This window comes from Olivibacter sp. EAT-5 (assembly GCF_044784325.1).
Classification (GTDB): domain Bacteria; phylum Bacteroidota; class Bacteroidia; order Sphingobacteriales; family Sphingobacteriaceae; genus Olivibacter; species Olivibacter oleidegradans.
In genome coordinates this window covers 5,714,421-5,728,254 of sequence record NZ_CP173028.1, presented here as the reverse complement: position 1 = coordinate 5,728,254, position 13,834 = coordinate 5,714,421, and the positions used below count along the sequence as shown (strand labels likewise).

The window sequence follows — 13,834 nt, the reverse complement described above, 5'->3', positions numbered from 1 at the left end:
ATGCTATTTACCAATAGTAAAAAGTTATATTACCGGATATTTTTCCGTATTCGGCTAAGAGATTGTTGAGTTACTCCTAAATAGGAGGCAATATAAGCCAGTGGAATACGATTGATGAGCGATGGGTAATTTTCCATAAATTCTAAATATCTTGTGGTAGCATCTTGCGATATTACGGGGCCTTTTCTGGATTTTTGGTACATACATAGTTGCACCATTTTATTCTTAATGTTATCCCAACCAACGATAATATGGGAGAGTTCTTCCCAATCTTTTTTTGAAAATACAATAAGGTTACAATCTGTAATGGCTTGTAGATACTCAGAAGATGAAGTGTTTGCCTCCAAGTTAACATAATCACATACCAAGCTGTTTTCACTAATAAAACAACGTGTAATTTCATCACCCTTATTATTGTAATAACAGCCACGAATAACACCTTCAACTACAAAGCCGACCTCCTTTGGCACTTTTCCCGCTTCAGAGAAATAATCCTCTTTTTTTAATTCGCGTGGTTGCGCTTTACTTACGATCAGGTCGATTTGCTGTTTATTAAGGTTGCCAAATCGCAGCATATATTCAATCATTTCTTCCATTAAGGCAAGTTAAACATAATATCACTTTACTTATTTACCATTTGATAAAAACTGTAATGTGCGAATATGCTGGTTGAAATTAAACAAGATGAAGAAATGACTTATGGCTGTTTACAAAAAAAAATACCATCAAGATTTACTTTTTAAGATGGCCCCAATTACCTCTTTTCTGTTTGAGAGTCCAAACTCGATCAAACTATTCAGAACCGGCCAAATCATCTGCGCATGGGAAGTGAGTTGATAATACGCAATATCTTGCGTAGGCGTGTATTCGACAACTTTCTGAACAAGTTGGTGTTCCTCCAGAATTGTCAATTCCTTACTTAGCACTTTTGGGGAAATACCCTTTGAAACTTCAAAAAAATCCTTGAACCGTAATCGCTCATGATAATAAATATTAAGAAGTAAACAGAACCTCCATTTACCTCCAAATAATTCTAAGGTGTCTCGCAATGCCAAAAATCTTTTATTCAACATTTCTTCATCGTCGATACAGGGCTTTATCTTTTTCTCCATAGCGCTTTCCTTGAGGAAACTAAACGCAAATATAACGGTATCCCGAAATACCTTTGTCCAATATATTACAGAAAATGAAAAAGATTTTTGTTACAGGTGCTACCGGAAATCAAGGAAGCGCCACCGTTTTAGAGTTATTAGATCATGGTTTCGACGTGACTGCTTTAACCCGAAATCCAAATAGTCCGGAAGCACAGCATTTAAAAAGCAAAGGTGCTCATTTATTACAAGGAGATCTGGAAAACATTAATGCTTTACGCCCAACGTTGCAAGCCATGGACGGACTATATCTTGTGCTGCCGCCGGTTTGGATATCCAGCAAAGAGACTGATGAACAGGAAGCAGCGATGGGAATTCAGATCTTAGAGGTAGCCAAAGAATGCGGAGTCAATTTCGTTATATATTCTTCGGTCATGGCATCAGATAAACAAGCAACGTTCCGTCCAAAATTCAAATTCAGTATTGAACAATACTTATGGGCCAGCGGGTTAAGCGGTGTGGTTATAAGGCCAGCATCCTTTATGGAAAATCTTTTGCTGCCAAGTTTCGGTTTGGGGGAAGGGAAATTTATAAATCCCTTACCTGAAGATCGGGCTATTCCCTATATAGCCACAAAGGATATAGGAACCTTTGCCAGAATTGTATTTCAAAATCAAAAACAATTCGAAGGGAAAACGATTGATTTAGGGAGCGACCTGTACATGCCGAAGCAAATTTTACAGCTGCTGGAAAGTAAATTAAACCAATCCATCGAGTTTATACAAGTCCCTCAAGAGCTATTATATCAACAAAGCAAAACATTCGCGCAACTGGTTGAAATGATCGAAAAGGAAGGCTACGATCCAATAGATTATTCGCTTATTAATCAATGGATGCCAAGCTTGACAACTTTTGATCAATGGATGGATGAGGTTGGCACAAAAAACATCAGGGCGTTACAACATAAAACATCCAACATCTCAAAACAGTGATATGCCTTCTGCTCCCCCATAAGACCTTTCGCTAGACAGCTTGATACATAAAAGTCTTTATTTTTTGATATTGATTGTATAATAAAAGATCATCCATTTTCTAATAACTCGCTAATGAATTGTAGTTGATCCAAATATAGAATCTTTGATAAAGGTACTGGTTGCCAATTTTAGCTTCGGAGGTGTTTAGCTGTAAGGAATCCCGTCCGTCGGCTACCTAATAAGCTATTTTGGCAACTCTTTTAAGGTGGTGCACCATCAACTATGCTGATCTAATCTTTGGTAAGCATTTCTGTACCTGTTTTATTAAGGGAAACAAAATCAGGAATATACTGTCCGAATTCATAGCATCATGTTAGTCGGGAACCATTTTTGGAATAATGAACTTACCTTGCTTTAGGTTGTTTTTTGCGGAGAGAAAAAAAACGTAACCCTTCATTACACTCCTTCGGATAAAATCCGCTCTTCTAAAATTTCTCTGTTTTCTTCTCCCCATCGGGCAGTTGATTCAATAATAGGAATAAGTGATTTTCCTAGTTCCGTCAATTCGTATTTCACTTTAAAGGGTTTGGTGTTATAATCTTTCTTTAAAATTAAACCATGTGCTACCAATTGATTCAGCTGTACATCCAACACCCTTCTGGAAGCTTTGGATAGGGTTCTGTGAATTTCTCCCGGTCGTTTGATGCCGTGGTAAATGCTCCAAAGAAGGCTTATTTTCCATTTTCCGCTCATCACTTCCATAAAAAGATGCAGGCCACAATCCAGCATCACCGGTATTTTCTTTTGATACATAAGGCCAATTGCTAAACGATTCGGATACGGACAAATTTATCCGTTATTGCACACAAAATTACCTTCAGATACTTTTGTATAATAAAAGTAAACAAAAAAAATGAAGTACAAATTATTCGGCACACGCACCGGTCTGTTTGCAAGTGAAATTATTCTAGGCGGAGCCGGTTTGGGCATCCGCAGCGGTTATGGATCAACTCCGGAGGAAGCACACGGTATCCTAACAAGCTATGCTAAGGCAGGTGGTAACTTTATCGACACTTCCGATAGATACCAGTTGGGCGAATCGGAAGAAATCATCGGGAGATTTCTGAAAGGTCAACGCCAGAATTTTATTATTTCCACAAAATATACGCAAAGTAGCCGTCCGAATCCTGGTATCAGCAATTTCGGAAATCATCGTAAAGCGATGCGTCAGGCTGTGGATGCAAGCCTCAAAAGATTGCAAACCGATTATATCGACATTTATATGCCGCATTATGACGATGGTTGTACCCCTTGGGAGGAAATTGCCCGCGGATTGGAAGATTTAGTACAATGCGGCAAGGTGCTTTATATGGGGCTAACCAATTTCCCTGCCTGGAAAACTGCTGCGATTGCCTCCTCGATTCCATTGAACGCCATCCAGATTGAATACAATTTGGTACAACGAACAGCAGATCGGGAATTTCTGGCAATGGCCAAAGAGTTTGGATTAGGAACCATGCTTTATTCTCCGCTTGCCGGCGGTTTATTAACCGGTAAATACAGGAAGGGTGCAACCGGGCGCTTAGCCAAAATAGCTGATGAAGCGCAACGGGAGGATGATATTACGAAGGAGATCCTTAACTACCTGGAGTTAGTGGCCAAAGAACATGACGCAAAGCCGGGGCAGGTTGCTTTTGCCTGGGCGTTATCCACTGGTCATTTTCCATTGGCGGGTGCCCGTAATATTAATCATTTGGAAGACAACTTAAAAGCAGCAGAGATAGAATTAAACCCTGAAGAACTTTCCCGATTGGATGAATTAAGCAAAATCGTGTTAGGCTATCCGCACGACTTGCTAGTAAAAGTAAGAGGGTAGGCTTATTCAGTAAGGGAACCTGTTGTGTACTCGACGCAGAAGATAATAGAGCATAATTTACGGAAAAATTCCAATTATGGCTATTACTTTGGAAGATTAGCTTAGCCTCGGGAAAAGCAAAAAAGAGAGCAGCCTCATTTGCTGTGGAAGTCGAATTTATAAAGGTATTTTGAAGGGATGGGAAAGGTGGTGTTGATTGACGTTGAAAGACACACTTGGCATTCAAACAATAATTACGGAAGAATTTATTTTGTAAATTTGAAACTAATGCTGACAATTATTTTTAATCCGCATTACGTGTATTTATTAGTTACAGGTAACCTGAAGAAATGACAGTGATACAATGATACAACGAGAATTTGCTGACAAAGCTAAAGAGATTTTAGAGCCGGACGACAACGTGATTGGTTTGGCTGTTGCGGGTTCGTGGCTGACCAATGAAATAGATGAATTTTCTGACCTCGACCTAATTCTGGTAACGAAACAAAAAATTTCCAACGACAGCAATCGTATGCTCGACTATGCAAAAAGATTAGGGGATTTTTTGTCGGGATTTACGGGTGAGCACGTTGGAGAACCGAGATTATTGATTTGTCTTTATGACAATCCTCTTTTGCACGTAGATATAAAATTTTTAACACTTGACGAATTTCAAGTCCGTATTGAAACTCCAACTTTGCTAATCGACAAAGATAGACAACTTGAAAGAGCAATTCACTGTACCGAAGCGAAGTTTCCTTACCCGGACTATCAATGGATTGAAGATCGTTTTTGGACTTGGATCCATTACGCATTGCTAAAAATAGGGCGGGGAGAATATTTTGAAGCATATGACTTTATGGGATTTTTACGCATGGTTGTTTTTGGACCATTGCTCCATATCAAAAATGACAATTTACCCCGTGGTGTTAGAAAAGTAGAAACAGAACTGGAATCCGCAGATTTAGAAAAGTTAAAACGCACGATTCCAACCTATGATCGGCAATCCTTATTAGCTAGTTTGAGAAACGGAGTATCCTTATACAGACAATTAAGGACGGAACTTTTTGACAGCAAAGTGAGATTACAAAACGACACAGACAAAAAAGTGATGAATTATTTTGATGAAATACAAAAAAATAAAACCCTATAAAGAATTAGCGCGCTTCATTCATTTTTATTGGGAACTGAAGGGAGCTGAAAACGAAAAACAATGGGAACGGGTTTTTCCCGATGGCTGTGCGGGCATCATACTGAATTTAGGGAATAAATGTCTGACAGATAACGGGGCGCTTTCGATGGAATTTGGAAAGACGTACGTAGTGGGTGCCATGAATTCTTTTAAAGATAGCTTTATTGATAACGATACGCATTTATTTGGTGTGTGCCTAAAACCGGCAACTTTTGCGAATTTCTATCGTCATGCTTCGCAAGACGAATTGACAAATAACACGGTCGAATTAGAAAAATCCAATTCATTTCGTGTTGATAAAGCATTTGAAAATCCATTCAATTATTTTGACCATTTTTATTCCGAAAGAATAAAAACCAAAACCAATCCATTACATGCTGTTATTGACCATATACATTCATCAAACGGAACAGCTAACATTTACGATCTGGCGAAAAGAAATTTTACAACCGTAAGACAACTGGAGCGGAATTTTAAAAAGCTCATCGGACTATCACCAAAAGAATATTCGAACATTATCCGTTTTCAGCATGCTTTGTCTTTAATCAAAGATTCGAAGCAAAACCGCAGCTTGCTCGATATTGCATTTGAATGCGGTTATTATGATCATTCACATCTTAGCAATGACATCAAACGAAATACGGGACTTTCACCATCATTGCTTTAATTTGTCGCATTTTTACAAAGTGCCAGTCGTAGTGTAAAAGTAATTTGCGGAGATTATTTTTATCTGAATTTTATGCTGTCCTAACTTTGGTAAGCCTACACCGTTATCCGCTTTTGATGGCACCACAATTTTGAATTTCAAGCGCAGTTTTAAAGAATGTTTGTTAAGGTGGAATAGAATGGTTATGTTTGATTATTGCAAATCGATCAATATGGAAATCACTACGCTTGAAGGTTTTTATAAGACAGCTTCAGATAATTTAAACAAAGACATCAGCCAGTTATTACCCCAGGGGCTTACAAAGGAAGTTGGCCATTTCAATGTATTTGATGTCAGTGAATTGGCAAAACTGATCAAAGTAAAGCCTAATATGACTTACAACAGGCGCGCCTACTATAAGATCAACCTAATTGATGGACGCAACCGGGCGGAATATGCCGATAAAGTAATTGATATCGAAACGCAGGCACTGATGTTTACCACGCCGAAGGTCCCTTATAACTGGATCGCCAAAGACATGGATCAGCGTGGCTACTTTTGCCTTTTCAGCGCGGATTTTCTTGCACAGTCCAAAAGTGGTGTTGTACTTGATGAACTGCCTATATTTAAGCCGGGGGGGTATCCCTGCTTCCATATCAATGAACAGGAAAAGGAAGAGATCAAAGCGATTTTCAGAAAGATGCATAAGGAGATCAATTCCGACTATGCGTATAAATATGACCTGATACGCAACTATTTAATGGAGCTGATCCACTACGGTCAAAAGTTGCAGCCTGCTACTGATCTTTACCAGGAGCATAACGCCTCGTCCCGTGTATCCTCATTGTTCGCCGAACTTTTGGAGCGGCAGTTTCCCATCGCCTCGCCATTTCAGGGACTTAAACTGCGTACGCCTAAAGACTATGCCGATCAGCTGTCTATCCATGTTAACTATCTGAACCGTGTACTGAAACAGCAGACCGGACAGACAACAAAAAGCCTGATCAGTAACCGGATCATTCAGGAAGCTAAGATATTGCTCAGGCAAACGGAATGGAATGTGTCCGAGATCGCGTTTAGTTTAGGATTTGAAGAGGTCGCACATTTTTCTAACTTTTTCAAAAAGCAGACGGACTGCTCTCCTCTGACTTTCAGAAACTAGAGAAAGGTTTCGTTTTTGCAAACATTGTTTTGATTCTTGCAAAGTCCTCCTGATCCGTTCTTGCCAACTTTGTTCTATTAAATTAAAGAACATGGAATTAAGCAAGAACACAATTCTGATCACGGGAGGAACAAGTGGCTTTGGTTTTGAGTTTGCCTCCAGACTCCTTCAACTCGGCAATAGGGTGATCATCACCGGCAGGAACGAACAAAAACTGGAAGAGACAAAAAAGATTCTTCCTGGCATCCACACTATAAAAAGTGATGTTAGCAAGGTCGAGGATATCAGCTGTCTGTACAAAGAGGTAACAGAAAAGTTTCCCGAGCTGAACATGCTGATCAATAATGCCGGGGAGATGCGAAAGATTGCCCTGTATGAAGATCACGACCTGTATGATATTACCCGCGAAATAGAGATCAACCTGATGGGCCCCATTCGCATGGTCCAGGAGTTTCTGCCCCACCTTAAAAAACAGCAGACCGCCGCCATCCTAAATGTCACCTCCGGTATCGCACTTGGTGCATTCCCGATTGCCCCTGTCTATAGCGCCAGTAAATCAGGATTACGATCCTTCACGCAATGTCTGCGGGTACAGGTTAAATCTACCGGCATCAAGGTATTCGAACTCATCGCCCCCGGCTCTACAACACCCCTGAATGAAAAGTTCAGGAATGGCGGCGAAGTTGATACCAAAATGTTAGTCTCACCCGAAAAAATTGTAGACGAAGCTATTAAAGGGATGATCAACAATACCTACGAGATCTTTCCCGGCAGTGCCAAGATCATGCGTATCCTGAGCAGGCTTGCCCCCAAATTCATGCTTTCGCAAGCCACTAAGATGGGCGAGAAAGCCATGTCCGGCAAATAATTTCCCTCAAAAAAATTCTACTTACAATCAAAATCATGGTTATGAACGATCAATTGACTTCAACACCTCCGCTGAGCCGCTGGCGCAGAACGGCTTTCATTGTTACCTTATTTTTGGTCAGCGCATTCAGCCAGATCGACCGTATATTACCCTTTATCCTTGCAGAGTCCATTAAAAAAGAATTGCACCTCAGTGATACGCAGTTAGGGCTGATCAATGGGATAGCCTTTGCAGCGATCTATTCTGTGGCCTCCCTGCCGCTTGCACGGTTGGCTGATCGTGGGGCATCCAGGCAGGTTTTGCTCTGGTGTGTATTGATCTGGAGCATTATGACGGGATTGGGTGGTTTGTCGGCAGGTTTCCTGACAATGGCGCTTTCGCGCTTTGGCGTAGCCCTTGGAGAAGCCGGAGGAACGCCCGCCAGTCATGCACTGATTGCGGGTAACATCCCAGAGCATCGGCGCGGTCGCGCGCTCGGCATTTTTTCGATGGGCATCCCTTTGGGTACAATGATAGGGTTTGGTGTCGGCGGCTGGGCAAGTGATCATATAGGCTGGCGTTTTGCTCTTTTTGTTGCGGGAGGTGTCGGATTACTATTGGTTATCCTGGTGTTGACGTTTACAGGGAAGACGGTCATTACTTCGAAGCAGCCCGGCAGTGCTACCGGCAATATCTGGTCCGCCGGCCGCGAGCTGCTGTCGAAACCTGCGTTCCTGTGGATGTTCATTGGCGCGAACTTTTTAGGTTTTGCCGCTGCACCATTTTATGCCTTCACTGCACCGTTCCTGATACGGACATACGGCATGACAGCCAGCGAGGTGGGGCTGTCCTTCGGCTTGTTACAAGGGCTGATGGGCATCATCGGCACCGTAGGTGGTGGACGGTTATTTGATAGCGCTTTAAACCGCGAGGCAAGCCGTTTATTGCATCCGCCAGCTATTGTTTTCAGCATCGCCGCAATTGCAACGATTGCAGGGCTCCTGGCGCCCGAAGGCTGGATGTCCATTGCGCTTTTTGTACCTGCTATGCTAGCCTTTGCGTTTCTGCTTCCATTTGCTTTTGGCGCAGGTCATCTTATAGCAGGGGCAGGGAAGCAGGCACTGTCTTCCAGTCTGCTTATGATCGCTTCCGGGTTATTAGGTCCGGCACTATCGCCGCTGCTCGTGGGCATGATCAGTGATGCGGTCGGTGCGGCTTATGAGGTAAACGGTTTGCGCTGGGGAATGATGATCGTTCCTGTTGCCAGTTTACTAAGCAGCATTGCCCTATTCATCGCCAGCAGAAAGATCAGAGAACACTTCGCCGTACCACCCAGACAAAATGTCCCTGCAGACATGGGCAACCAACTTTCACTTATTAAATAACATATTCACTGACTATCATGCAAACCTGTGCGTTTGCCATAACGGCTGGTAAAGCTGTGTAAATAGGTATTGTCTGGACCTAGGGCTGGCATACTTGGTAATATTTTCGAAAAAATGAAAAGTGATCAGTTTTATGCCGAATGGTGGCCATCGGGTCGAAGCGGGAGGGACAGGCTGCTTCCAAACGAAAACACGTTTTACATCTATCTAAAAATAAGTGCCACCTTAACGGGGCGTCCGGCCCTTGTCTTCTGCAGGTCAAGCGATCTTGAATGGGAAGATCAGGATATGGGTTGTATCACATCGTTTGAAAAGGCATTTTTTGATAAAGGTGTTTGGTGCAATTTCGAGGCCATCGATCTTTTTAAAGAGCGCAATCCCATAAGCATCGAATTGGATGAGGAAGAAGTGCTGACACTTGCGCCGATCTTTGATAAGATATGCGGTAGCATGGAATCCAACTATCTCTACAAGTCCGACCTGGTGCGGACTTACGTTTTCCAGATCATCCATATTGCGATCAAAATTCACCTGCAAAGGACAAATATCGTCAGATCACCTGTACGCTACGTACGCCTGACTACCTGCGGCATAGACATGTTCGTCAGGATCAGGCTCCGCCATAAAAAATAATAGTTCCATACAATTAATCTTAGCAATTATGTTTAATCACAATTTTTTAATTTCTAGCGCGCGTCATTCAATAGGAGCAGCTTTCGGCTATATCCAGGCGCTAACAGTAATCACATGTATTGCAATGCTGCCCCTCGCCGGTAAGGCGCAGAGCCAGGATAGTCTTGCCAAAAAAGTCGCTGAATATGAAGCGGATAAGTTTGCCGAACGCAGGCCGTTTAGCATAGACTACAAACAATACGGCAATTACAACTCCTCGTCTACCCTAAGAGGACAGGATCTTCCGGATGGCGAGTTTACCAAATGGTCACAACTGAGTGCAAGTGCCAATATTAATCTTTTGCAAAACCGCCGATGGTTGGTACAGGCCAATGGTTTTTACCGATATGTCTCTGCTGAGTACAACTTCCCGACATCCACAACGGCTACATCACAAACGGTCAGCAGAGATCTTCATTATCATACAGAGGGGCTGAACGTTGTCTATTTCTCGAAACTCTTTGGAAAGACCGTCATCTATAGCGGCAGTGTCAATGTTGATTGGAGTGAACGTTCGCTGGAAAGGGTTCGCGGGCTGTTTACTGGCGCTATTGTTCTGAAAGCGAACAATAGAACGAAGATCAATGTCGGAATTTTATACACTACCGATCCCGGTACATTTATCCGAGTGATTCCAACATTCCTTTTAGAGCATAAGTTTAATGAGCGCCTGATGGCAGATGTTTTTCTGCCACGGTATGCCTACCTGCGAAAAAAAGTGTTTAGCAATGGCAGGCTTTCCGCAGGTTGGGAACTCGACCCGCAAACCACTTTCTTTCTGAACGATCTTGACGAAAACGGCACAACCTATCAGTATCGCCAGGTTGACGTGAACACGGGACTGCTTTATGAGCACATTTTACCGGGAAGCATCACCCTTTCGTTGCGGGCCGGTGTCCGTATAAATCCCTACGCACGCACGTTTGAAAAAGACCGTTCGTTCACGGATTACACTTGGGAAGGCAGAGCTGACGCGGCGCCTTACGCCAACATCGGATTTTCTTTTAACCCCTTTTCGAAGCGAAAGAAGTAAGTTTTTAGACAATTTCGTTCCCGCTGAAATTACGCTATCAAAGCAAATGGTGTTTTTACTACAACCTCGCGACTTTTGGATACATCTGCTCATCGATATTGGCTGAACTTTGCATCAACAACAGTGAGAAAATATGGACTTAAAGAATAGCACCATCCTGATCACAGGAGGAACCAGCGGTATAGGTTTGGAACTTGTCAGGCAACTTACCCGGCAGGGATCAACCATCATCGTTACAGGTCGTAAACAAGAAGCTTTAAATGATACCAAAAGGCGTTTCCCAAAAATACACGTCTTTCAGAGCGATGTAAGCGATCCGCTGGATATTGAGCGCCTCTACGAGGAGGTGACGCAACAATATCCTGATCTGAATATCATAATCAACAATGCAGGTGAAATGCGGTTGCTTGACGTTCAGGATGCCGGCAAAGACTTGGAAAACGTCACCCGTGAGATCGATATTAATCTCACGGGACCGATACGGATGGTTCATCAGTTCTTACCGCACCTGATCAAAAAGCCTGCTGCGGCAATTGTGAACGTCTCTTCTGCCATTGCTTTTATGCCTTATTCTACCGCTCCGGTTTATAGCGCTTCAAAAGCCGGAGTTCATGCGTACACGCAGGCCCTACGCCTTCAATTGAACAAAACCAGTGTCAAGGTATTCGAACTGGTTCCTCCGGGGGTGAATACTAATCTTCAGCATGATTGGGTGTTGCCACCGAACCCAAGCCAAATGATGGATGTGGATAAACTGGTCAGTGTAGCCATCAAAGGACTTCTGAACGATACACCTGAGATCAAGCCATTTCTGGTGAATGTGATAAAATTTCTAAGCAGACTGGTGCCTAACCAACTGATGCAGTTAGGACACAGGGAATTTAAAAAATTTAAAAAACTGAATAATCAACAATAAATAATCAGCTATGAGAAAATCAATTTTAGCCGTGTTCGCACTGCTGTTATCAATAACCTCTTTCGCACAGAAATTACCTGCTGACCGGATCACAGGGGTGTGGCAATGTGATGATTACAAGATCGAGGTATTCAAAGCGGGCAACACCTATTCCGCCAAACTTTTATGGTCGAAAGAGATGTTCGAAGCAGATGGCAAAACATCAAAGAAGGACGTTAAAAATCCGAATGAAAAACTCCGGAGCAGGTCTGTGCAAGGTTTGACGCATATCACCGGCCTTGTCTATAAGGACGGCGAATACGTGGATGGTACCTTGTATAGCGTACAGGACGGAAACACATATGGTCTCAAAGGTAAACTGAAAGGCCCTAATGACCTGGAAACCCGGGGTTACAAAGGTGTCCCATTGATGGGCAAATCATTTAAATGGAAAAGAGTTCAGTAAACTATAAAAACAACGCTCATGAAAGATAATAAAGACAGGCTGTCGAGGTTTTGGTTTGTCGCTTCCAATGCCCTTCCCCCTATAGGATTTTTCCTTTATTTCAGACACAGAAAGGCACATCCAAATAAGGCTAGAAAAGCTTTAACAAGTGCAATGATCGGTGTGCCGATAGCGATAATCGGAGGTTACATCATGAACACTTTTGTCCTCAACTAAACTATGATAAGAATCATTATTTCCGCAGCACTGCTGTTCATTTCGGTAACGCTTAGTTTTAAACATGCCTGGGATACCGTATACTACAAAAGCAATCCGGAATCCGTTAAGATGATGGAAAGCTTAGGAATTAGCGAAACGTTCATTCCATATCTTGCTTGTGCAGCCATAGCGGTTGGCGTACTTTTACTCATCCCACGCACTTTTTTTCTGGGCAATATGCTAAATGCGGCCCTGATTGTTATGATTATGGGGTTGGCGCTACGAGCAGGAAATTACCGCATCGCGTTGATAGAAATCCCGTTTTTAGTTATGCCATTAATTATGATATGGCTGAAGTATCCGTTCAAATTTAAGTAAATGTAGTATGACAAACAGGAAACCCTACCGAATCAGTTCCATAACGGAGATACACCGTTTGATGGGACTACCGAAACCCCATCATCCGCTGATCAGCATCGTGGATCTGAAAGGCCTGAAAAATGACACAGGAATAGAGGCGGTCGTTTTCGACTTGTATGTGATATCTATGAAAAGAGGTTGCGACGGTTTACATTACGGGCAACAGAAATACGATTTCGACGAAGGCCTTATGGCCTTTATGGCGCCCGGCCAGATCCTGCGTGGTGAAGCGAGCGGTGTGCCGCCTGATCTGGAAGGTTGGATGCTTTTCGTACACCCCGACTTTCTTTGGAACACATCACTTGCTGTCAAGATCAAGCGTTTTGATTACTTTGGCTATGCTACCAGTGAAGCGCTTTTCCTTTCTGATAAGGAGGAAATAGTGATCAATGACCTGGTCAAAAATATTAAAACTGAATATCATTCCAATATGGATAGATTCAGCCAAGATATTATTATCTCCAACCTGGAGACCTTGCTGCAGTATGCCGAGCGTTTTTACCAACGTCAGTTCATCACCCGAAAGATCACTAACCATCACGTCTTAAATCAGGTGGAAGAGATCTTAACAAGCTATTTTAAGAACGAAGCGCTGCTTTCTAAAGGGCTGCCAAGCGTGCAATACTTTGCTGAAGCTTTGAACCTATCGGCTAAGTATTTAAGTAGCCTGTTGAAACAACTGACCGGTCAGACGATGCAACAGATCATCCATGAGAAGCTGATCGAAAAGGCCAAAGAGAAATTATCTACGACGCAGATGTCTGTAAGTGAGATCGCCTACCAACTCGGGTTTGAGCATCCTCAGTCTTTCAATAAATTATTTAAAAGCAAGACTAAGCAAAGCCCATTGGATTTCAGGCAATCCTTCAACTGAAATGCACAGGTAATTCGGGCCAGTATGCAACAGTAAAATTCTGCCTGGACTTGTAACCAAATGACTGTAGCCTGTTCGTCGGAAGCATTAGGTCGGGTCTTTTTCTATACATTAATCACTTCGA

The 13,834-nt window shown here is 42.6% G+C and carries 17 protein-coding genes; 14 read left to right on the top strand and 3 right to left on the bottom strand.

The window, feature by feature from the left end:
- Positions 1-29 precede the first annotated feature (29 nt).
- The gene (locus ACH11B_RS23975) at positions 30-596 is read right to left on the bottom strand and encodes a Crp/Fnr family transcriptional regulator (RefSeq protein WP_377610779.1); all 567 of its coding nucleotides are present in this window, start codon (positions 594-596) and stop codon (positions 30-32) included.
- A gap of 129 nt (positions 597-725) precedes the next feature.
- Positions 726-1,112, bottom strand: a complete 387-nt coding sequence (locus ACH11B_RS23970) for a winged helix-turn-helix transcriptional regulator (RefSeq protein WP_377610777.1) — start codon at positions 1,110-1,112, stop codon at positions 726-728.
- A gap of 74 nt (positions 1,113-1,186) precedes the next feature.
- Here ACH11B_RS23970 and ACH11B_RS23965 point away from each other — a divergent pair, with 74 nt between their 5' ends.
- Positions 1,187-2,083, top strand: a complete 897-nt coding sequence (locus ACH11B_RS23965) for an NmrA/HSCARG family protein (protein WP_377610775.1) — start codon at positions 1,187-1,189, stop codon at positions 2,081-2,083.
- A gap of 438 nt (positions 2,084-2,521) precedes the next feature.
- Here ACH11B_RS23965 and ACH11B_RS23960 read toward each other — a convergent pair whose 3' ends face one another.
- The gene (locus ACH11B_RS23960) at positions 2,522-2,878 is read right to left on the bottom strand and encodes a winged helix-turn-helix transcriptional regulator (RefSeq protein ID WP_377610772.1); all 357 of its coding nucleotides are present in this window, start codon (positions 2,876-2,878) and stop codon (positions 2,522-2,524) included.
- Between the two features lie 100 nt (positions 2,879-2,978).
- On the opposite strand from ACH11B_RS23960, the gene ACH11B_RS23955 reads away from it, so the two are divergent.
- From ACH11B_RS23955 to ACH11B_RS23895, 13 genes are all read left to right on the top strand, one after another.
- A complete protein-coding gene (locus tag ACH11B_RS23955; RefSeq protein ID WP_377610770.1) occupies positions 2,979-3,941 on the top strand; it encodes an aldo/keto reductase in 963 nt (320 codons plus the stop codon).
- Between the two features lie 343 nt (positions 3,942-4,284).
- On the top strand, positions 4,285-5,073 hold the full coding sequence (locus ACH11B_RS23950) for a nucleotidyltransferase domain-containing protein (RefSeq protein WP_130855166.1): 789 nt from the start codon (positions 4,285-4,287) through the stop codon (positions 5,071-5,073).
- A complete protein-coding gene (locus ACH11B_RS23945; RefSeq protein ID WP_377610768.1) occupies positions 5,045-5,779 on the top strand; it encodes a DUF6597 domain-containing transcriptional factor in 735 nt (244 codons plus the stop codon). The genes ACH11B_RS23950 and ACH11B_RS23945 overlap by 29 nt, the downstream gene beginning before the upstream one ends.
- Before the next feature lie 211 nt (positions 5,780-5,990).
- Complete coding sequence (locus ACH11B_RS23940; protein WP_130855168.1) at positions 5,991-6,920, top strand: AraC family transcriptional regulator; 930 nt, start codon at positions 5,991-5,993, stop codon at positions 6,918-6,920.
- A 91-nt stretch (positions 6,921-7,011) separates the two neighbouring features.
- Complete coding sequence (locus ACH11B_RS23935; RefSeq protein ID WP_149105928.1) at positions 7,012-7,788, top strand: SDR family oxidoreductase; 777 nt, start codon at positions 7,012-7,014, stop codon at positions 7,786-7,788.
- A gap of 41 nt (positions 7,789-7,829) precedes the next feature.
- A complete protein-coding gene (locus ACH11B_RS23930; RefSeq protein WP_377610766.1) occupies positions 7,830-9,152 on the top strand; it encodes an MFS transporter in 1,323 nt (440 codons plus the stop codon).
- A 69-nt stretch (positions 9,153-9,221) separates the two neighbouring features.
- Complete coding sequence (locus ACH11B_RS23925) at positions 9,222-9,785, top strand: hypothetical protein (protein ID WP_377610764.1); 564 nt, start codon at positions 9,222-9,224, stop codon at positions 9,783-9,785.
- A gap of 28 nt (positions 9,786-9,813) precedes the next feature.
- Positions 9,814-10,857, top strand: coding sequence for a DUF6268 family outer membrane beta-barrel protein (locus ACH11B_RS23920; protein WP_130855172.1), 1,044 nt, complete (start codon positions 9,814-9,816; stop codon positions 10,855-10,857).
- A gap of 133 nt (positions 10,858-10,990) precedes the next feature.
- Positions 10,991-11,773: an SDR family oxidoreductase gene (locus tag ACH11B_RS23915; RefSeq protein ID WP_377610762.1), complete on the top strand. Its 783-nt coding sequence runs from the start codon at positions 10,991-10,993 to the stop codon at positions 11,771-11,773.
- A 10-nt stretch (positions 11,774-11,783) separates the two neighbouring features.
- On the top strand, positions 11,784-12,218 hold the full coding sequence (locus tag ACH11B_RS23910) for a DUF2147 domain-containing protein (RefSeq protein ID WP_130855174.1): 435 nt from the start codon (positions 11,784-11,786) through the stop codon (positions 12,216-12,218).
- 18 nt (positions 12,219-12,236) lie between these two features.
- Positions 12,237-12,434, top strand: coding sequence for a hypothetical protein (locus ACH11B_RS23905; RefSeq protein ID WP_149105923.1), 198 nt, complete (start codon positions 12,237-12,239; stop codon positions 12,432-12,434).
- A gap of 3 nt (positions 12,435-12,437) precedes the next feature.
- Positions 12,438-12,794, top strand: a complete 357-nt coding sequence (locus ACH11B_RS23900) for a hypothetical protein (protein ID WP_130855175.1) — start codon at positions 12,438-12,440, stop codon at positions 12,792-12,794.
- A gap of 7 nt (positions 12,795-12,801) precedes the next feature.
- A complete protein-coding gene (locus tag ACH11B_RS23895) occupies positions 12,802-13,710 on the top strand; it encodes an AraC family transcriptional regulator (protein WP_149105921.1) in 909 nt (302 codons plus the stop codon).
- Positions 13,711-13,834: the final 124 nt, after the last annotated feature.